Origin of the sequence: Amycolatopsis sp. NPDC049253 (assembly GCF_040678995.1) — a bacterium.
Classification (GTDB): Bacteria; Actinomycetota; Actinomycetes; order Mycobacteriales; family Pseudonocardiaceae; genus Amycolatopsis.
The window spans coordinates 204,446-223,936 of record NZ_JBFAQX010000005.1 but is presented as its reverse complement, the minus strand read 5'-3'; the positions used below and the strand labels follow the sequence as shown (position 1 = coordinate 223,936).

At 69.3% G+C, this 19,491-nt stretch carries 15 protein-coding genes; 9 read left to right on the top strand and 6 right to left on the bottom strand.

Going from position 1 to position 19,491, the window contains the following annotated elements; genetic code table 11:
- Window positions 1-117: 117 nt before the first annotated feature.
- Window positions 118-825, top strand: coding sequence for a GntR family transcriptional regulator (locus AB0K15_RS14335; RefSeq protein ID WP_364049426.1), 708 nt, complete (start codon window positions 118-120; stop codon window positions 823-825).
- A 609-nt stretch (window positions 826-1,434) separates the two neighbouring features.
- On the opposite strand, the gene AB0K15_RS14330 is transcribed toward AB0K15_RS14335, so the two are convergent.
- The 5 genes from AB0K15_RS14330 to AB0K15_RS14310 form a co-directional block, all read right to left on the bottom strand.
- Window positions 1,435-2,799 carry a ricin-type beta-trefoil lectin domain protein gene (locus AB0K15_RS14330; RefSeq protein WP_364049424.1) on the bottom strand — a complete coding sequence of 455 codons (1,365 nt, stop codon included), beginning with the start codon at window positions 2,797-2,799 and terminating at the stop codon, window positions 1,435-1,437.
- 19 nt (window positions 2,800-2,818) lie between these two features.
- Entirely contained in the window at window positions 2,819-4,690 is a 1,872-nt protein-coding gene (locus AB0K15_RS14325; protein WP_364049422.1) for a lectin, read from the bottom strand.
- A 2-nt stretch (window positions 4,691-4,692) separates the two neighbouring features.
- Complete coding sequence (locus AB0K15_RS14320) at window positions 4,693-5,775, bottom strand: ricin-type beta-trefoil lectin domain protein (protein ID WP_364049420.1); 1,083 nt, start codon at window positions 5,773-5,775, stop codon at window positions 4,693-4,695.
- Between the two features lie 531 nt (window positions 5,776-6,306).
- The gene (locus tag AB0K15_RS14315) at window positions 6,307-7,551 is read right to left on the bottom strand and encodes a family 16 glycosylhydrolase (RefSeq protein WP_364049418.1); all 1,245 of its coding nucleotides are present in this window, start codon (window positions 7,549-7,551) and stop codon (window positions 6,307-6,309) included.
- 350 nt (window positions 7,552-7,901) lie between these two features.
- The gene (locus tag AB0K15_RS14310; RefSeq protein ID WP_364049416.1) at window positions 7,902-9,152 is read right to left on the bottom strand and encodes an ROK family transcriptional regulator; all 1,251 of its coding nucleotides are present in this window, start codon (window positions 9,150-9,152) and stop codon (window positions 7,902-7,904) included.
- A 121-nt stretch (window positions 9,153-9,273) separates the two neighbouring features.
- On the opposite strand from AB0K15_RS14310, the gene AB0K15_RS14305 reads away from it, so the two are divergent.
- The 8 genes from AB0K15_RS14305 (at window position 9,274) to AB0K15_RS14270 (ending at window position 18,643) form a co-directional block, all read left to right on the top strand.
- The gene (locus AB0K15_RS14305) at window positions 9,274-10,740 is read left to right on the top strand and encodes an ROK family transcriptional regulator (protein WP_364049414.1); all 1,467 of its coding nucleotides are present in this window, start codon (window positions 9,274-9,276) and stop codon (window positions 10,738-10,740) included.
- Window positions 10,741-10,941: 201 nt separating this feature from the next.
- Entirely contained in the window at window positions 10,942-12,612 is a 1,671-nt protein-coding gene (locus AB0K15_RS14300; protein WP_364049412.1) for an ABC transporter substrate-binding protein, read from the top strand.
- 21 nt (window positions 12,613-12,633) lie between these two features.
- A complete protein-coding gene (locus AB0K15_RS14295) occupies window positions 12,634-13,746 on the top strand; it encodes an ABC transporter ATP-binding protein (protein WP_364049410.1) in 1,113 nt (370 codons plus the stop codon).
- Window positions 13,743-14,723, top strand: a complete 981-nt coding sequence (locus tag AB0K15_RS14290; RefSeq protein WP_364049408.1) for an ABC transporter permease — start codon at window positions 13,743-13,745, stop codon at window positions 14,721-14,723. Before AB0K15_RS14295 ends, AB0K15_RS14290 begins: the two co-directional genes overlap by 4 nt.
- A 3-nt stretch (window positions 14,724-14,726) precedes the next feature.
- Window positions 14,727-15,725, top strand: coding sequence for an ABC transporter permease (locus tag AB0K15_RS14285; protein WP_364049406.1), 999 nt, complete (start codon window positions 14,727-14,729; stop codon window positions 15,723-15,725).
- A complete protein-coding gene (locus AB0K15_RS14280; RefSeq protein WP_364049404.1) occupies window positions 15,722-16,738 on the top strand; it encodes an ABC transporter ATP-binding protein in 1,017 nt (338 codons plus the stop codon). The genes AB0K15_RS14285 and AB0K15_RS14280 overlap by 4 nt, the downstream gene beginning before the upstream one ends.
- A 13-nt stretch (window positions 16,739-16,751) precedes the next feature.
- Window positions 16,752-18,158: a GH1 family beta-glucosidase gene (locus AB0K15_RS14275; RefSeq protein ID WP_364049402.1), complete on the top strand. Its 1,407-nt coding sequence runs from the start codon at window positions 16,752-16,754 to the stop codon at window positions 18,156-18,158.
- 128 nt (window positions 18,159-18,286) lie between these two features.
- On the top strand, window positions 18,287-18,643 hold the full coding sequence (locus AB0K15_RS14270; RefSeq protein WP_364049400.1) for a nuclear transport factor 2 family protein: 357 nt from the start codon (window positions 18,287-18,289) through the stop codon (window positions 18,641-18,643).
- On the opposite strand, the gene AB0K15_RS14265 is transcribed toward AB0K15_RS14270, so the two are convergent.
- The gene (locus AB0K15_RS14265; RefSeq protein ID WP_364049398.1) at window positions 18,634-19,473 is read right to left on the bottom strand and encodes a TIGR03619 family F420-dependent LLM class oxidoreductase; all 840 of its coding nucleotides are present in this window, start codon (window positions 19,471-19,473) and stop codon (window positions 18,634-18,636) included. The two genes, AB0K15_RS14270 and AB0K15_RS14265, sit on opposite strands and share 10 nt — an antisense overlap.
- Window positions 19,474-19,491: the final 18 nt, after the last annotated feature.

The following is a 19,491-nucleotide window of genomic DNA, read 5'->3' as shown; positions in this document are numbered from 1 at the left end:
TCGCTAGGAGAGTTCTCATTGTGGCGCGAGTCACAGGGCAGTCGCCGTACGGATCGTTCAACAATTCCACAAGTCTCTCATTTTATTGTTCTCAACCCTGCGGCTACGCTGGGCGACGTGGCCACCGACGAGAGTCCGCTGGGCCTGGAAGCCGACCGCGGCCTGCTGAGCCGGACGAGCACCGCGGAGCGGGTCGCCGGCGTGCTGCGCACGCGCATCTCCGAGGGCTTCTTCCTGCCCGGCGACCGGCTGTCGGAGCAGGACATCGGCAACGCGCTGGGCGTCTCGCGCAACACGCTGCGCGAGTCGTTCCGCCTGCTCACCCACGAGCGGCTGCTCACCCACGAGCTCAACCGCGGCGTCTTCGTGCGCGTGCCGACCGTCGACGACGTGTGCGACATCTACCGCGTCCGCAAGCTCGTCGAGTGCGCCGCGGTCCGCGGGATCACCGAACGGCCGGCGTCCTACGGCAAGATCGCGGCCACGGTCGCCGAGGGTGACCAAGCCGCCGAAACCGGCCGGTGGCAGGACCTCGGCACGGCCAACATCCGGTTCCACAGCGAGCTCGTCGCGTTGACCGGGAGCGAGCGCGTGGTCGAGCTGATGCAGGGCCTCACTGCCGAGCTGCGGCTGGTTTTCCACGTGACGGCCGACCCGCGGCGGTTCCACGAGCGCTACCTGCCGCGCAACCGCGAACTGCTCGGTCCGCTCGGCGAGGGCGACGGCCGGCGCGCGGAGAAGCTGCTCGCGGCTTACCTCTCCGACGCGGAAGCGCAGCTCGTCGAGGCGTACTCGGAGCGTTCGGCGGAGGGCGTCAACCGGTAGCTCATGGTAGTGGTCCACGCCGGACTCCCGGCGTTGCGCAGCGGGGCGGGATCCGTGTCAGGGGAACGAAAATCGCCGTGACCCGACGGGAAAGTGTGTGCTGCGCCATGGAAAACGTTTGTCATGAGTTGCGCCTCCGTGACGCAGGAACGGCACTACTCCGTCGCAAAAGGGATGAAGCACTTGCTTACATAGCGTGCTTGCGCGCGGATGGACACCCGATTGTGGCCGTTCGGGCCGTCCGTAGTCTGGGTGGTGTCAAGATCGCGGGCACCTGATTAACGTCTTCAGCAGGTCGCGTGAAGCGACGGGCGTCGCAGGCTCCGGAACCCCCAGACGGGGCCTGCCGCCTTCGCGAAGATCGAGTCGGGATGGTCGCCCCCAGTGCCCGATCCGGCGTGCGTGGCCAGGAGATGGTGGAGATGGTGGAGCAACGGCGAACCGTGGTCCCCGGGGGGAGATCACGGTTCGCCGTTGCGTACTGCGCCGATCATTGCCAATCCGCCCGCCGCCACGGCCGAATGGCTTCGCAGCAACGGTTCCGTGGCGCGTGGGGGTCGGCCTGCTTTCGGCCGGATCAGTGCTCGCGGGTCAGTCCACTTCGGAGCCTCAGCCGGCGTACCGGGCGAACACCTTCGTGTAGTCCCACGGCTGCTGCGAGACCTTCGAGCAGCTGTCGTCCGGACCACCCGTGCACGGCCGGTCGCGGTTGGCCGACCAGAACGTCAGCCGGGCCAGGTGGTGCTGGTTCGCGTAACCCAGGATGGTGGTGAAGTCCGCCACCGTCACCGTCTCGTTCTGGTCGGTGATGCCGTTCATGGACGAGATACCCATGTGCCGGTAGGCGTTGTCGTCGGAGTAGCCGAAAGCGTTCTTGACGACGTTCTTCAGGCCCTCGGCCGCACGCGTGGTGAGCGTGCCCATGTTCTGCCCGGCACCGCCGAAGTCGAACGGCATGATGACCCAGCCGTCGGCCGCGAAGCCGGACTGTGCCGCGCGGTTGACCAGACTCGAGTCCGGACCGCTGATGCCGGTGCCGAACGTGACGTAGATCTTGATGCCCGGGTTGTTGGCGCGCACGGTCTTCAGCGCGTCGACGGTGCGCTGCTGCACCGTCGGGTTGCTGTAGGCGTCGGCCTCGATGTCGATGTCGATCGCCTTGAGGCCGTAGGCGTTGATCACCTTCTGGTACGCCGACGCGAGCTCACCCGCGCTGCCGCACGAGGACTCCAGCTTGTTGCCGCTGTAGCCGCCGAACGACGGGATCACGTCGCCGCCCGCGCCGCGCACGGTGTTGATCGTGCCCTGGTCCACGCCGCCGGTGAGCGCACGCCCGCCGTCCCACTGCGGATTGCAGTACCCGTTGGACAGCACGAACGCCAGTGTGAACCACTTAACGCCCGTCGCGTTCATGATCGTGGTCGGGTTCGGCGGCGCGCCCCAGCCGTTGTAGAGGTACGGAGCCACGGCCATCGCGCCGGCCGAAGGCGGCGGAGTCGTGTCGCCGCCGCCGGAAGGCGCGGTCCACTTCTGGTTGGCCGTGCCGGTGCACGTCCAGATCTGCAGCCGGGTGCCGTCGGCCGAGCTCTGGCCGGTCGCGTCGAGGCACTTGTCGGCCGCCGTGTTCACGATGTCGTGGGCGGCGGTGACCGACCACTGCTGGGCGCCCGTGCCGTTGCAGTCGTACAGCTGGACCTTGGCCCCGTCCGCTGTGGACGCCGAGGCCACGTCGAGGCACTTGCCCAGCGCGCGGATCGTGCCGTCGGAGCCGACGTTCCACTGCTGTGCGGTGGTTCCGTTGCAGCCGTAGAGCTGCACGGCGGAACCGTTGGCGCTGTTCGCGCCGGCGACGTCGACGCACTTGCCGCCGAGGCCGGTGATCTGCCCGGTCGCCGCCTGCGCGTCGGCCGGGACGAGGGTGATGGCGGAGGCGGCGAGCAGGCCGCCGAGCGCCGCGAGGACTCTTCTTCTCATCGGGGACTCCTGGGGAGGGTTACGGTGCGGTCCACTTCTGGTTGGCCGCGCCGGTGCACGTCCAGATCTGCGTGCGCGTGCCGTTGGCCGAGGTGTTTCCGGTGACGTCGAGGCACTTGCCGGCAGCGGTGTTCACGATGTCGCGCGACGAGTTGGCCGTCCACTGCTGCGCGCCGGTGCCGTTGCAGTCGTACAGCTGCACTTTCGCACCGTCCGCTGTGGACGCCGAGGTCACGTCGAGGCACTTGCCGAGCGCGCGGATCGTGCCGTCGGAGCCGATGGTCCACTGCTGCGCGCCCGTGCCGTTGCAGTCGTAGAGGTCGACCGCGGTGCCGTTGGCGCTGTTGGCGCCCGCGACGTCGAGGCACTTGCCGCCCAGCCCGGTGATCTGGCCGGTGCGACCGGTCGGCGGCGAGGTCGTGCCCCCGCCCGCCTGCGTGCCGTTCCACGTGAACGTGGCCGAAGTGTGGCCGGGCAGCGTGTAGGTGAACGACTGCCCGCCCCAGTTCACGCGCACGCTCTGGTTGCCCGTGCCGGAGTTGTACGCGATGAGCGCCTTGGACCCGTCGGGGTTCTTCCACGCGACGTTGCGCACGGCCGAAGTGTCGTTCGAGTCGATCCGCACCGCGCCCGGCTTCACGAACTTGGTGAGGTGGCCCATCGTGTAGTACTCGACCGTGTAGTCGACCTGCCCGCTGCGCGAGTCTCCGTTGTGGACGGTGATGAGCCCGGTGCACGTGCCGCAGCCGCCGTTGTGCGGACCCATGTTCTGGTCCACGGCCAGGCTCCACTTGGTGACCGACCGGCTCCAGTTGCGGGTGTAGTCGATGATGTTGTTCATGTCCTCGGCCTGCTGGTTGGCGATCCAGGTGCCGCCGGAGTGCTCGGTCGAGTACGCGTTCACGTTCGGGTACTGGTTGTGCACGGTCGTCTGCTGCGCGACGTTGCCGCCGTATCCGTGCCACGCCATGCCGCCGAAGTTCGGGTCGTTGCGGATCGCGGCGTCGTCCATGGTGGGTGCCGCGTACGCCTGGTACTGGTCCCAGTTCCAGTCGAGCGCGAGGACCTTCGTGGGCAGCCCCGCGGTGTGCAGTGCCGGCAGCAGGTTGTTCTTCGTGAAGTAGGCCAGGCCGGAGCCGTTCCAGTTCGTGGACGGGTAGCCGTTGCAGCACGTCGGTTCATTCGACACGGAGAGGTAGTCGATCGGCACGCCGGCGCTGCGGTAGGCCTGGAGGTACTTGACGAAGTACTGGGCGTAGGCGTTGTAGTACTGGGACTCGACCCAGCCGAGGTTGTAGCTGTCGTTGTCCTTCATCCAGGGCGGCGCGCTCCACGGCGACGCCATGATCTTCATCTGCGGGTTGAGCTGCTTGGCCTGCTGCGTCAGCGGCAGCACATCGGCCTGGTCGTGGGCGATGGAGAAGTGGGTGAGGTTCGGGTCGGTCTGCCCGGCGGGCATGTCGTCGAACGTGTAGCTGAACCGGGCGAGGTCCGACGCGCCGATCGGGTTGCGCAGGAAGCTCAGGCCGATCCCGTTGTTCGGGTCGAAGAGTTTCTGCATCACCGAGCTGCGGGTGCTCGCCGACAGCGCGCCGGAGGAGTTCATCAGCCACGCCGCGGTGTCGGTGAACGACGCGCCGCCGCCTTCGAACTGCTGGTATGTGGTGTTCTCGTTGACGTTGATCGTCTGCTGGCCGCTGCCCGTGCCGGCCGAGAACGAGACCGGCGGCTGCTGCTGCAGGCCACGGGTCACGTTCACGCCCCGGGAGTCGTCGGTCGTGGTGAGCCAGACGTTCACGGTTTCGTTGGCCGCTTGCGCGACCGGTACGGCCATGGTGGACAGTGCCAGGGCCGCCGCGCCGAGCAATGGGAGCAGGTGGCGTTTGCGCATGCCTAGGACACCGTCCACTTCTGGTTGGCGGTGGCGGCGCAGGTCCAGATCTGCAGGCGGGTGCCGTTGGCGGAGCTGTTGTCCGTGGCGTCGAGGCACTTGCCGGAGGCGGCGTTCACGAGGTTGCCGGTGGAGTTCCGCGTCCAGCGTTGGACCGCGCCGCCGGTGCAGTCCCAGATCTGCGTCTTGGTGCCGTTGGCGGTGCCGGCGGCGTCGAGGCACTTGCCGAGCGCGCGGATCGTGCCGTCGGAGCCGACGGTCCACTGCTGCGCGTTGGTGCCGTTGCAGTCGTAGAGCTGCACGGCGGTGCCGTTGGCGCTGTTGGCCGCCGCGACGTCCACGCACTTGCCGCCGAGGCCGGTGATCTGGCCGGCGCCACCCGTCGGCGGGTCGCTCTGGCCGCCGCCCACCCAGCTGCTCGCCGACGACTCGCCGACGCTCACCGCGGTGTTGTGGTTCTCGATCGGGTTCACGTGTGTGTTGGGGAACACGACGTAGGTGACCGGGCCCTCGGTGCCGCCGGTGCTCGGGTCGGGGTCGATGCCGAGGCTCACGGCCGTGGCGTAGGAGGCCTCGCCGATGATGCTCGTCGGACCGGTGTCACCGACGACCGCGTAGGTGACCTTGTTGTTGTAGATGACGGCGACCACCGAACCACCGTCGATCCCGTACTGGCGGTAGTCCCATGTGGACGTCGGCTGCGGCAGCACGATGTAGGGCAGCTGCGCCGCGTTCAACGGCTGGTCGGTGGACGTGTGGAACGCCGTGTCCGGGTAGAAGCAGCAGTCGGTGCTCTCGTTGCACTGCGTCGTGCGCTGGCCGTCGCAGTCGATGTCCATGTCGGCCTTGAAGAACACGGCACCACTGGACTGGCAGACCGGCACGGTGGCCGCGCCGCCTTCGTCGTAGCTGTACTTGCCGTTGGAGATCTGCTGGCACGAGCTGGTCTTCGCGAGCAACTGCGCCGCGGTGGGCGCGGCGGCGAGTGCCGCCGGGGCGGCTGGTGCCGCGTTGGCTGAGGTTGCGGATAGGAAGGAAAGCGTCAGCAGCAAGCAGCCTGCCAACGCGACGAGGAATCGCCGCACGGTCGGGTTCTCCTTGGGGGGGAAGGGAGATTGCGGTTGTCCACAGGCGAGGCGAGTTGTGGATAGGTCGACCCTCCGCGGCCGCTCGGCCACTTCTTGTCAGACCTCGCCGGTAGAATGGGATGGGGACGCCCCCCTTGGGAGGGCGGGGGCTGTGTGTCGGGCGGGGGCTGTGTGTCGGGCGGGGGCTGTGTGTCGGGCGGGGGCTGTGTGTCGGGCGGTTGGGGGAGAGGGCGTGTGGGGACGGGAAGAGCCCGGTGGGGACCAGGCGGATCGAGCGCGTTCGCGGACGCCCCGGCGGTGCCTCGCGGGTGGAGGCGGGCCGGTGGGGATCCGGGGCGCCGTGCGGCGCGATCCGGTCGGGATCGTGTCGCCCGGGCGAACGGGGAGCCGGTGGGGACCGGAGTGGAACACCGCGCGAGGCTGCCGGAGGAGGGAGAGGAGACGAGCAGCCCCGCGCGGCGGCTTTCAGGGGCACCGGGATCCGCGTCGGCTTTTGTTGCGGCGCAACGCGTATCGCCGGTCAGTGGATCAGGGTGCGGTCCACTTCTGGTTGGCCGTACCGGTGCAGGTCCAGATCTGCAGACGGGTGCCGTTGGCCGAGCTGTTGCCCGTGGCGTCGAGGCACTTGTTCGCGGCCGGGTTCACGATGTCGTGCGCCGCGGTGACGACCCATTGCTGGGCGCCGGAACCGTTGCAGTCGTAGAGCTGCACGGGCGTGCCGTCGGCGGTGCCGGCGGCGGTGACGTCCATGCACTTGCCCAGCGCCCGCAGGGTGCCGTCGCTGCCGACGGTCCAGTTCTGCGCCGCGTTGCCGTTGCAGTCGGTGATCTGGATGGGCGTGCCGTTGGCGCTGTTGGCGCCCGCGACGTCCACGCACTTGCCGGCGATGCCGGTGATGCGCCCGGTGCTCCCGCTCGGCGGGGTGGTGCCGCCGCCGGTGCTCGTGGTCACGTGCACGTAGTCGACGACCAGCTGCTGCGGGAACTGCGTGCTGCCGTTGGGGTCGCCGGGCCAGTAGCCGCCCACGGCGAGGTTCATGATGATGAAGAAGTTGTGGTCGTAGACCCAGCGGTTGCCGTTGAGGTCGGCCGGCGTGCGGGTCTGGTAGACGTTGCCGTCGACTGACCAGACGATCTTGTTCGGCGACCAGTCCACGGCGTAGGCGTGGAAGTCGTCGGAGAAGTTGGGGCCGCTGTAGCCGGCGCCGATGCCGCCCGAGCCCGAGTAGCCGGGGCCGTGGATGGTGCCGTGCACGGTGTTGGGCTCGAAGCCGACGTTCTCCATCACGTCGATTTCGCCGTCGGTCGGCCAGTTGCCACCGCCGAGCATCCAGAACGCGGGCCACATGCCCTGGCCGCGGGGGAGCTTCATGCGGGTCTCGAAGTGGCCGTAGGCCTGGCTGAACTTGCCGGAGGTGTTGAGGCGCGCGGACGTGTACTCGCAGCGGCCGTACCAGCAGTTGTAGTTGCCCGGGTTCTCGCGCTTGGCCGTGATCACCAGGTGGCCCTGGCCGTCGAGCGCGGCGTTGTTCGTACCGGACGTGTAGTACTGGCGCTCGTGGTTGTTGACGTTGTCGCCGGTTTCGTAGTTCCACTTCGAACCGTCGGCCGGGCTGCCTGCCGGCCCGTTGAAGTCGTCGGTGAAGCTGGCCGCCGCCGCGGCTTCCGTGGGCGCGAAGACGGCGGGCGTCGCCTGCACTCCGACGGCCAGCAGCGAAGCGGCCGCGAAGAGCCCGGCCCAGCGGGAACGTCTCAGAGAACGTGAGATGGACATCGTTGTCACCTCTTCTTGCGGAGGGGACCGCGCTTTCACGCGCAGCACGAAAACGCGGTGGGGCGGAGGAGAGCACGGCGGGGGACCGTGCGGTTCTCGGCCGAGCGCTTCGTGTCCACTCCGGAGGTGGACCGCAGGCGGGCGGCAGGGGTCGGACTAATCGGACTACTTTGTTGTGCCTGGCAACAAAGTAAAAGCAGTATGCATGGTCCGTACCACTGCGGCAATGCCGGATGTGAGAATTTTTTCAACCCGAATTAAGGGGTGACGGTTGCCGCCCAGGTGATCGGCGGTGATCGCCGCCGATCACCTGGGGTTCTCGGGAGTGTTCGCTGGGTGACCGCGGGGTCCTAGGCCGCGCCTGCGCCCGACCGGATCGTGGGGGCCGGCTTGACCAGCAGGCGGGGATCGGCGCCCTGCTCCAGCAGGTCGGCGACAGGCAGGGTGGCCGCGCCCGTCGCGACGGCGTCGAGACCCAGGTACCCGAGCTGGATCGTGGTCTCGCCGAACGGGTGGCTCAGCGCGTGGGCCGACGCGGTGGAGCGGATCAGCGGCAGGAGACGCTCGCCGAGAGCGAGACCGGCCCAGCCGCCGACGACGATGCGCTCGGGGTTGAACAGGTTGATCAGGTTCGCGATGCCGGCGCCGAGGTAGCCGGCGGTCTCCTCGAGGACCTTCTGAGCCGACTTCGACCGGTCGGCCGCGGCGAGGAGAGCGGCGAACTGGTCCTGCTCGGTCTCGCCGGGCACGGGCTTGCCGCGGACGCGGCGGTAACGGGAGAGCACGGCCTCGGCGCCGATGTAGGCCTCGAGACAGCCGTGCGAACCGCAGCGGCAGGCCTGCCCGCCGTAGACGATCGTGGTATGGCCCCACTCGCCGGCGCTGCTGGTGGAGCCGCGGTAGGTGGTGCCGTCGGCGATCACGGCCGCGCCGACACCCGAGCCGATGAGCACGATCACCGCGTGGCGCGCCCCGCGGCCCGCGCCGAACCACATCTCGGCCTGGCCCTGCGTTTTGGCGCCGTTGTCGACGAACACGGGCAGCTCGATGCCGGCTGCGCGCAGGTCGTCGGCGAGCGCGACGGAGTCCCAGCCGATGGTGGGCGCGTGCACCAGCACGCGCTCGCCCTGCTCGACCGTGCCGGGCACGCCGACGCCCACGCCGATCACGGCCGACTCCTCGGCCCCGGCGGACGCGATCACCTCGCGCAGCCCGGAGACCACGGCGGCGACGACCGCGGCCGGTTCGGTGCGCGCCGGCGACAGCTCGTGTTCGACGGTGGCCAGCCGTTGCATCGCGAGGTCGAACAGCTCCACGCGCACGCCCGTCTCGCCGATGTCGACGCCCGCGACGTAGCCGTATGCCGGGTCCACGCGCAGCAGCACGCGCGGCCGTCCGCCGTCGGATTCGACCAGGCCGGCCTCGGTGATGAGCCGTTCCTCGCCGAGCTCGGCGGTCACGTTGCTGACCGTCGCCGCCGAAAGGCCGGTGAGCTGGCTCAGTTCGTGCCGCGACAGCGGGCCGTCGAAGTACAGTTTCGACAGCAGCAGGGAACGGTTGTGCCGCCGCAGATCTCGGACGGTCGTGCGCTTGGTCGCCATGTGACACCCATCTGGCCTCGAACTCTCCCGGCACCAGGATGCCTGATCACCGTAAGTTGTGGCCATGTATTAACTAGTGAACTAAGTCCCGAACATATGGTCGTCTGGCAGAATCCCCCAGGTGACGAGGGTGCTTCGGCAGACAACCCGTGACCTGAGGCGGCACAACCGAGCGGCGCTCCTGTCGTCGCTCTACCTGCGAGGGCCGGTCAGCCGGCTCGAACTCGTCGCCGAGTCCGGGCTCAGTCCCGCGACCGTGACGAACGTGGTCGCGGAGCTCATCGGCGACGGGGTGGTGGCCGAGGCCGGTTCCGTCGAGTCCGATGGTGGCAGGCCGCGCACGCTGCTGCGCGTCCGGCCCGAGTACGGGCAGGTCGTGGGCGTCGACGTCGGCGAGACCCACGTGCGCGCCGGGCTCTTCGACTGCGCGCTGGGGACGCTCGCGACCGTGCAGCACCCGCTCGCGGGCAGCGACCCCGACCCGGCGGAAGTGGTGGAGCTCGCCCGCGCCGGCGTCGCCGAGGTGCTTTCGGCCGGGGCGTCTCGCGTGCTCGGCGTGGGCGTCGGCGTGCCGGGCGCGGTGCGGGACGGCGGGATCGTGCACGCCCCCACGCTCGGCTGGGCCGGGGTCGCCTTCGCCGACCTGCTGCGCGCTCACGCACAGTTCGCGGATGCGCCGCTGCACCTCGACAACCGCGCCCGCACGCTCGGTCAGGCCGAGATGTGGCTCGGCGCCGGCCGTGGGGCCGACCGCGCCGTGATCGCTCTGCTCGGCGTGGGCGTCGGCGCCGCCTTCGTCACCGACGGTGGGTCTTTTCCCGGCATCACGACCAGCGAGTGGGGTCACACCGTGGTGCAGGCCGCGGGCGCCGCCTGCCGTTGCGGCTCGCGCGGGTGCCTGGAGGCCTACGTCGGCACCGAGGCCGTGGTCCGCCGCTACGCCGAGACCCCGGGCGCCCGGCCGCTGCCCGGCGCGGACAGCGAGAGCCGGCTCGCGGAGCTCGTCGCGCTGGCCGACGCCGAGACCGCCGTCGCTGCTCATGGACTCGGCATCGGCGCACCTGGCGCCGATCTCGCGCCGGCGGCCGGGCGCGCCGGCGCGCCAACCGCCGCACTCGGCTTCGCTGCCGGTGCCCACCGTGCGGGGAGGGCCGCCCACCTCGGGCCGGCCACGTCGACGTCCCGCGGAGCGGCCGGACCCGCCGAAAGGTCTGGTCCACCTGCCGAAACCCTCGCTTCCGCCACCACCCGCGGCCACGACTCAACCGACCCGGGGGCTTCGGCCGAAAGGTCTGGTCCAGCGGCCGAGACACTCGCCGCTATGGGTGAATACCTGGGCATCGGCATCGCCAATCTGATCAACCTCCTGGCGCCCGACCGGGTCGTGCTGGCAGGCTCGGCGGGGGCGATCATGGGCCCGGCGATCCTGCCGCACGTCCGTGCCGCCGCCGCCCGGCACGCGCTCGGCTACCTCGCCGAGGCGACCGTGGTCGAGCTCGGGGAGCTGGGCCCGGAGGCCGTCGCGCTGGGCGCGGCGACGTTGCCGGTCGCGGCGCTGCTGGCGTCGGGCGGGCGTTCAGCCGGCTGAATCTCCTTGCCCCGCAAGGAGATCGACAGTCGGGTACCGAGCGTGAGCCTTTCTTTCAGTACTTAAACTTAGGCACAAAATGTTACCGCCGTGTTATTGACGTGACCCGAGTCACCCGGGTTGACTCCTCCTGTCGCGCGGCCGGACCGAGCTGGCGAAGAGCGCGGGCGGCATCCGTAGCACCAGGACCTAGGAGGACGAATGCGAGTGAAGCGCTCCGTCGTCGCAGCGCTCGTCGCCGTGGTGGCAGCCGCGGTGCTCGCCGCTTGCGGCGGCGGCTCGAGCAGCGCGGGTGGCGGCGGCAACGCCGCGGCCGTGCTGAACGTCGGCATGCCGAACGGCCCGCAGGCCGAGAACAACAACCCGTTCCTGGAGACCTCGGCGGCTGCGTCGCTCGGGTACCGCTACGTGATCTACGAGCCCCTCGTGATGCTCAACCGCGTGAAGCCGCAGGAAGCCGGCAAGCCGTGGCTGGCCACGAAGTGGGACTGGTCGGACAACTACAAGAAGCTGGTCCTGACCATCCGCGACGGAGTGAAGTTCTCCGACGGCACGCCGATGACCGGCGACGACGTGGCCTACACGTTCCAGCTGCTGCGTGACAACAAGGCGCTGAACATCGACTCGGTGCCGTACAAGGACATCACCGCGAGCGGGAACCAGGTCACCCTGGGCTTCGACACCTCGCAGTTCGTGAACCAGGTCAAGATCCTTCAGACGATCGTGGTGCCCAAGCACATCTGGTCGCAGATCAAGGACCCGTCCACCGACCTCGTGAAGAACCCGGTGGGCACCGGCCCGTTCACGTTGAAGTCGTTCACCCCGCAGACGATCACCGTGAGCCAGCGCACCGGCTACTGGCAGCAGGCGCCCGCGGTCAAGGAGATCCGCTACACCTCCTACAACGACAACAACGCGCAGGTCGCCGCCCTCACCAGCGGTGCGGCCGAGTGGAGCTTCGTCTTCATCCCGAACTACAAGTCCGTCTACGTGAACAAGGACCCGCAGCACTACAAGCTGTGGTTCCCGGCCCAGCTCGCCGTGCACGGCCTGTGGTTCAACACCGAAAAGGCGCCGTGGAACAACGCGAAGCTGCGCCAGGCGGTCAACAAGGTCATCAACCGCGACGACATCTTCAACCAGGGCGAAGCCGGCTACTTCTACCCGAAGGACGACCAGGTCACCGGCATCCCGACCCCGGCGGGCGACTCGTTCATCGCGCCGCAGTACAAGGGCCAGACGGTGAAGGTCGACGTGCCGGGCGCGAAGTCGCTGCTCACCGGCGCGGGCTTCACGTACAACGGCAACCAGCTCGTGGACCCGAGCGGCAAGCCGGTGAACCTCAAGCTCACGGTGCCCTCGGGCTGGTCGGACTACATCACCGACCTCGAGATCATCAAGGACAACCTGTCGCAGATCGGCATCACCGCCACCGTCGAGAAGATGAACCAGGACGCGTGGACGAAGTCCGTCGACACCGGTGACTTCGAAGGTCTGCTGCACTGGACCAACGACGGTGCCACGCCGTACGACCTGTACCGCGACGTGATGGACGGCAACCGCTACAAGCCGACCGGCCAGGGTGGCATCAACGGCAACTACGGCCGCTTCAAGAACGACCAGGCGACGCAGGCGCTCGAGACCTACGCCAACGCCGCCGACGACGCGAGCCGCGCCACCGCGATGAACACCTTGCAGCAGATCATGATCGACCAGCAGCCGATGGTTCCGCTGATGGCGGCCAACTCCGGCGGCGAGTACAGCACGAAGAACTGGACGGGCTGGCCCGACGAAGCCAACCCGTACGGCCCCGCGCAGCCGACCCTGCGCAACGCGCTGGACATCGTCATGCACCTGAAGCCCGCGGCCTGATCTATGGCCGAGGACAACGCAGTGGCCACCCGGGAAGCCACCTCCGCCTCACTCGAGGCGGGGGTGGCCTCCCCGGCCGGCGAGATCGAAACCGGGGCCTCGGACACGATCGTGCTCGAGGCCTCCGGGCTGACCAAGCACTTCCCCGTGCGCAAGCGCGGGCGCGAGGTGCTCACGAAGGGGCGCCGCAGCGTCCAGGCCGTCGACGACGTCGACCTGGTGCTGCGGCGTGGCCGCGTGACCGCGCTGGTGGGCGAGTCCGGCTCGGGCAAGTCGACCGTCGCGCGGCTGCTCGCCCAGCTCTACCCGCGCACGAGCGGGGACATCCGCCTGCACGGGAAGTCGACGTCTGTGAAGGGCGGCAAGGCGTTCCGCGCCTACTGCCGCCGGGTCCAGATGATCTTCCAGGACCCGTTCGCGTCGCTGAACCCCGTGCACACCGTGCGCTACCACCTCACCCGGGCACTGAAGATCCACGACCGTGCGGGCAAGTCCGACGCTGACCTGGAGCAGGCGCTGCACGAGCTGCTCACGCGGGTGCAGCTGACTCCGCCGCAGCGCTACGTCGACAAGTTCCCCCACGAGCTGTCCGGCGGCCAGCGCCAGCGCGTCGCGATCGCGCGAGCGCTCGGCGCCGACCCCGAGGCGCTGCTGGCCGACGAGCCGGTGTCCATGTTGGACGTTTCCATCCGCCTCGGCGTGCTGAACCTGTTGCGAGACCTCAAGGAACGCCTGCACCTCGCGATCCTCTACATCACCCACGACATCGCGTCGGCGCGCTACTTCGCCGACGAGACGCTGGTGATGTACGCCGGGCGCATGGTCGAGGGCGGCGACTCCGAGACCGTGACGCAGCAGCCCGCGCACCCGTACACGCGGCTGCTGATCGAATCGGCACCGGATCCCGACCGGCTCGACCCGGGCACGGAAGCCGCACCCGGTGAGGCGCCGGCGGAGAAGGGTTCCGGCGAGCCGCCGAGCCTGATCGCCCCGCCGTCGGGCTGCCGGTTCCACCCGCGGTGCCCCGTGGCGATGGAACGCTGTAAAACCGACCTGCCGCCGAGGTTCGAGGTGGACGACGCCCCCGGCCACTGGGCCGCGTGCTGGCTGTACGACTCGGCGGTGCGCCCGTGAGGTACCTGCTCCAACGGCTCGGCTTCTACGTGTTCACCGCGTGGGCCGCCGTCACGATCAACTTCTTCATCCCGCGGCTGATCCCGGGTGACCCGGTGCAGTCGCTCATCACGAAGAACCAGGGCACGCTGTCCGCGGACGCGATCCAGTCGCTGTACGTCCTGTTCGGACTCGACAAGAACGAAAGCCTGATCACCCAGTACTTCCACTACTGGGCCCAGCTCTTCCGCGGCGACCTCGGGCTGTCGTTCACCTTCTTCCCCTCGCCCGTGTCCCAGGTGATCGGCGACAGTCTGCCGTGGACGATCATCCTCGTCGGGTTCACCACGGTGGTCGGCTTCCTGATCGGCACCGGCCTCGGCGTCGTCGCCGGCTGGCGGCGCGGGTCCTGGGTGGACGGTCTGCTTCCGGTGACGACGTTCCTGTCGTCCATCCCGTACTTCTGGCTCGGCCTGATCGCGATCACGCTGCTGGCCGGCCCGGGCAGCTTCTTCCCGGCGTCCGGCGGTTACGACCCGGGCCTGGTGCCCGGGTGGGGCGGCGACTTCATCGGCAGCGCGATCCAGCACAGCCTGCTGCCGGCGATCACCATCCTGATCAGCTCGATGGGCAGCTGGATCCTCGGCATGCGCAACATGATGGTCACCGTCGCGTCGGAGGACTACATCACCGTCGCGCACGCCAAGGGCCTCAAGGAACGCCGCGTGATGGTGAGCTACGCGGCTCGCAACGCGCTGCTGCCGAGCGTGTCCGGTTTCGCGCTGGCGCTGGGCTTCATCGTGGGTGGCACGCTGCTGGTGGAGATCGTGTTCTCCTACCCGGGCGTCGGCTACGAGCTGTTCCAGGCCGTCGGTTCGCAGGACTACCCACTGATGCAGGGCATCTTCCTCATCATCACGCTCTCGGTGCTGGTGGCGAACCTGCTGGCCGACGTCGCCTACCTCGTGCTCGACCCGCGCACCCGGAAGGAGGGCTGAGCCGTGGCACTTCCCGCAGCCGACCTCAAGGCCGCCGCGCCCGAGCCGCTCCCGGCCGAGGCGATCGCCGGGCCCGCCGCGCAACGCCGGCGCTTCCGGTTCCTGACCGGTGGCAAGACGATCACCGGGCTCGTGGTGCTGGCCTTCTTCGTGGTCATCGCGATCATCGGACCGTGGATCGCGCCGTTCGACCCGTCCGCGCGCAGCAACGACCTGCTCGAATCGCCTTCGGGCAAGCACTGGTTCGGCACCACGCACCTCGGGCAGGACATCTTCAGCCAGGTCATCGTGGGCACGCGCAGCGTGATGCTCGTGGGGCTCACCGCCGGCATCGTGGCGACCGTCCTCGCCGTGATCGTCGGTGTCACGTCCGGCTACCTCGGCGGGACACCGGGTGAGGGACTGTCGGCACTGTCCAATGTGTTCCTCGTGATCCCGGCGCTGCCGCTGATCATCATCATCGGCACGGCGCTGCCCAGCGGTGGCGACTACCTGGTGGCCGTGATCATCGGCCTCACGTCGTGGGCCTGGGGTGCGCGGATCCTGAGAGCGCAGACGCTTTCGCTGCGCCGTCGCGAATACGTCGAGGCTTCGCGCGCGAGCGGCGAGTCGACGTGGCGGATCATCTTCTTCGAGATCCTGCCGAACCTCACCGCGGTGATCGCGTCGAGCTTCGTGGGCACGGTGGTGTTCGCGGTGATGTCGGAGATCACGCTGGCGTTCGTCGGTGTCTCCAGCTTCTCGGAGTGGAACTGGGGCACGATCCTGTTCTGGGCGCAGAGCCAGCAGGCACTGGCGCAGGGCGCGTGGTGGTGGTTCGTGCCGGCGGGGCTCGCGATCGCGATCCTCGGCACCGCGTTGTCGCTGCTGAACTTCGGCATCGACGAGTTCGTGAGCCCGCGGCTGCGCTCGAGCGGCAAGACCAAGGCGAAGAACGCCGAGGGCAAGACGGTGCGCCTGCGCGTCGGCTTCACGCCCGTGCTCGGCCGGGAGAAGGAATGAACGAACCCGTACTCGAGATCAAGGGCCTGGATGTCGACTACGGCCTCGGCGCCGACGCCGTGCACGCGGTGCAGGACGTGCACCTGACGCTGCACCGCGGCGAGGTGCTCGGCCTGGCCGGCGAAAGCGGCAGCGGCAAGTCCACCTTGGCCTACGGCCTGACCCGGCTGCTCCCGCCGCCGGGGGTGATCCGCGGTGGCAGCGTGGTCTACCACCCCGGCGACGGCGAGCCGTACGACGTGCTGAAGCTGACACCCAAGCAGCTGCGCGACTTCCGCTGGGCCGAGACGTCCATCGTGTTCCAGGGCGCGATGAACTCGCTCAACCCGGTGCACAAGGTGTCGGTGCAGCTGATGGACGTGATCAAGGCCCACGACCCCCGCAGCACCAAGGCGGCCCGGCTCGCCCGGGCGCGGGAGCTGCTGCGGCTGGTGGGCATCGCGGCCGACCGGCTCGACGCGTACCCGCACCAGCTGTCCGGCGGTATGCGCCAGCGCGTGATGATCGCGATGGCGCTGGCGCTGGAGCCGCGCGTGGTGATCATGGACGAGCCTACGACTGCGCTCGACGTGGTGATGCAGCGCCAGATCCTGGCGCAGCTCGTGGAACTGCGCGAGCGGCTGGGCTTCTCGGTCCTGTTCATCACCCACGACCTGTCGCTGCTGGTCGAGTTCTCCGACCGCATCGCGATCATGTACGGCGGCCGGATCGTGGAGCAGGCCCGCGGCGTGGACCTGTACCGCGATTCGCTGCACCCGTACAGCGACGGCCTGCTGCACTCGTTCCCCGCGCTGCGCGGGCCGCGTCGTGAGCTCACCGGCATCCCCGGCTCGCCGCCCGACCCGCGGTCGCTGCCGATCGGGTGCGCGTTCTCGCCGCGGTGCCCGCACGCGTTCGACCGCTGCACCACCGAGGTTCCGGTGCTCGGCGTGCCCGCCGACCGTGACGATCCCGCGCGCACCGTGGCGTGCTGGCTGCACCCGGCCGACCCCGTCGCCGCCGTCAAGTCGTAGATAAGGAGACCCCTTGACCGAGACCACCGACGCTGCGACCCGCGAGCAGCAGGCGCTGATCGACTCGCTGCCGCCGGACTTCCGGTGGGGCGTGGCGACGGCCGCGTACCAGATCGAGGGCGCGGTGGCCGAAGACGGGCGCACACCGTCCATCTGGGACACTTTCTGCCGGGTCCCGTGGGCGATCGACAACAACGACAACGGCGACGTCGCGTGCGACCACTACCACCGCATGCCCGAGGACGTGGGACTCGTCAAGGAGCTCGGCGCCGACACCTACCGCTTCTCCGTCGCGTGGCCGCGGGTGCAGCCGCACGGCAAGGGCCCGGTCAACGAGGCCGGGATCGGGTTCTACGACCGGCTCGTGGACGAGCTGCTGGCCAAGGACCTCGCGCCGTGGCTCACGCTGTACCACTGGGACCTGCCGCAGGAGCTCGAAGACGTGGGCGGCTGGCCGGCCCGCGACACGGCGTACCGGTTCGCCGACTACTCGATGCTGGTGTTCGACCGGCTTTCCGATCGAGTGCGGCACTGGACCACGCTCAACGAGCCGTGGTGCTCGGCCATGCACGGCTACGTGCACGGCGTGATGGCCCCGGGCCGGCGCGACTTCGCGGCCGGCATGAAGGCCATCCACCACCTGCTGCTCGGCCACGGCCTGGCCACGCAGCGCATGCGCGAGGCCGCGCCCGACGGCACGCAGTTCGGCATCACGCTCAACATGGGCACGTCCGACGCCGCGTCCGACAGCGAGCTCGACCGCGAGGCCGCGCGCAACGCCGACGGCATGGGTGTACGCGTGTACCTCGACCCCCTGGTGCGCGGCGAGTACCCGGCGGACGTCGTCGCGGACATGGCCGCTCGCGGTGCTTCACTGCCCATTGAGGATGGAGACCTGGCGGTCATCTCGACGCCGCTGGACTTCCTGGGTGTGAACTACTACTTCGGCCAGCAGTACTCCGGCGTCGACGAGCAGGGCCGAACCGTCGGCGAGGACGGCTTCCCGGTGCAGCGCGCCGTGCCGTTCGGCGAGCCGACGACGGCCATGGGCTGGGAGATCCTGCCGGGCAAGTTCACCGAGCTGCTCACCCGCCTCGGCCGCGACTACCCCGGTTTGCCCATGTACATCACGGAAAACGGCTCCGCCTTCGACGACACGCCCGATGCCGACGGTTTCGTCCGCGACGAGGGCCGCACGGCGTACCTCGCTTCGCACCTGGCGGCGGTGGCTGCCGCGCGTCTGGCAGGCGTGGACATCCGGGGCTACTTCGCGTGGTCTCTGCTGGACAACTTCGAGTGGGCCTACGGCTACGCCAAGCGCTTCGGCCTGGTGCGCGTCGACTACGAAACGCAGGTGCGCACGATCAAGCAGAGCGGCCTGTTCTACCGCGACACCGTTCGGCGGGTCCGCGGTTCCTGACTCACCCCGGGGGGTGACAAGAAGGGCGTCCGCCTTCGCGCGGGCGCCCTTCGGCTTTGCGCGAACTTCCTGTCGCTCAACCGGGTTCCGGTGCACGATGGCAGCGTCTCGCGGTAAGGAGCTGCACCTTGGACCACACCCTGCTCGACGCCGAACACCGGCTCCAGGCCGCGCAGCTGGCCGGTGACGTCGCCGCTCTCGACGAACTGCTCGACGACCGGCTGACTTTCACATTCGGTGAGGTGGTCGCCTCGAAGGCCGACGACCTGGCCGGTCACCGCGGTGGCAGCCAGGTCCTGACCGAGCTCTTCGAGGAAGACCTGCGGATGTTCTCCGAAGGGACGACCGGCGTCACGTGGTTCCTCGGCCGGCTGACGGGCTCGCTCGGCGGCGAGCCGTTCACCGCACGGATGCGCTACACCCGCACCTGGTTGCGCACGCCGGACGGCTGGCGGGTGATCGCCGCGCACGCGAGCTACGCGTGACCCAGGAACTTCGCGGCAAACGCGGACAGCTCGTCGAGCCGTTCCCGCGGATCGGCGCCGGAGGTGGAGACGACCACGCGGGTCACGCCGTCGGCCGCCAGTGCGTCGACCCCTCCGGGAGTCAGGTCCGTCGAGCCCCACCGGGTGTAGTCCGGCGCGGGGCGGCCCGCTTCCTCGGCGGTCCTGCGGACCAGGTCGAAAAGTGCGACGCGGTCGTCCGCGGTGAGGGACCCGCCCGGGAACCAGCCGTCACCCCGAAGACCCGCTCGCCGCGCGGCCGCCCGGCTGGACCCGCCGACGCGAAGCGGGATCGTGCCGACCGGCTTCGGGTAGCTGCACAACTCGTCGAACTCGACGAACTCGCCGTGATGGCTCACCCCTTCGGGGCAGCCTGTCCACAGTAGACGGAGCACGTCGAGGGCCTCGTCCGCGCGTCGGCCCCGGGTCCGGTAGTCCACCCCGGCGGCCGAAGCCTCGTGCGGCAGCGCACCGACGCCGACGGTGACCAGCCGCAACCGGCCGCCGGACAGGACATCGAGAGTGGCCAGGCGTTTCGCCAGCTCGACTGGCTGGTGGTACGGCAGCAGGAGCACCCCCGTACCGAGCAGCAGCCGGTCGGTGACCGCGGCGACGTGCGCGAGGCATTCGAGCGGGTCGGCATAGGGCAGCGTCGGCGGGATCTCCCACCCACCGAGCTTGACGCCCGGGCGCGACGCCAGGTGTTCCGGCAGGAGGAGCCCTTCGAAGCCGCAGGCCTCCGCGTGGCGCGCGAAGTCCACGAGGCCCTCCAGCCCGTGGAATGCCGGGTTGTAGCTGACCGCGAACCGCATTCTGCCTCCGCTCGAGTG

Coding starts and splice junctions, on each gene's coding strand:
- AB0K15_RS14325 (WP_364049422.1), bottom strand. CDS start 4,690: ATGCGCAAACGCCACCTGCTCCCATTGCTCGGCGCGGCGGCCCTGGCA.
- AB0K15_RS14310 (WP_364049416.1), bottom strand. CDS start 9,152: ATGGCGACCAAGCGCACGACCGTCCGAGATCTGCGGCGGCACAACCGT.
- AB0K15_RS14280 (WP_364049404.1), top strand. CDS start 15,722: ATGAACGAACCCGTACTCGAGATCAAGGGCCTGGATGTCGACTACGGC.
- AB0K15_RS14300 (WP_364049412.1), top strand. CDS start 10,942: ATGCGAGTGAAGCGCTCCGTCGTCGCAGCGCTCGTCGCCGTGGTGGCA.
- AB0K15_RS14330 (WP_364049424.1), bottom strand. CDS start 2,799: ATGAGAAGAAGAGTCCTCGCGGCGCTCGGCGGCCTGCTCGCCGCCTCC.
- AB0K15_RS14315 (WP_364049418.1), bottom strand. CDS start 7,551: ATGTCCATCTCACGTTCTCTGAGACGTTCCCGCTGGGCCGGGCTCTTC.
- AB0K15_RS14265 (WP_364049398.1), bottom strand. CDS start 19,473: ATGCGGTTCGCGGTCAGCTACAACCCGGCATTCCACGGGCTGGAGGGC.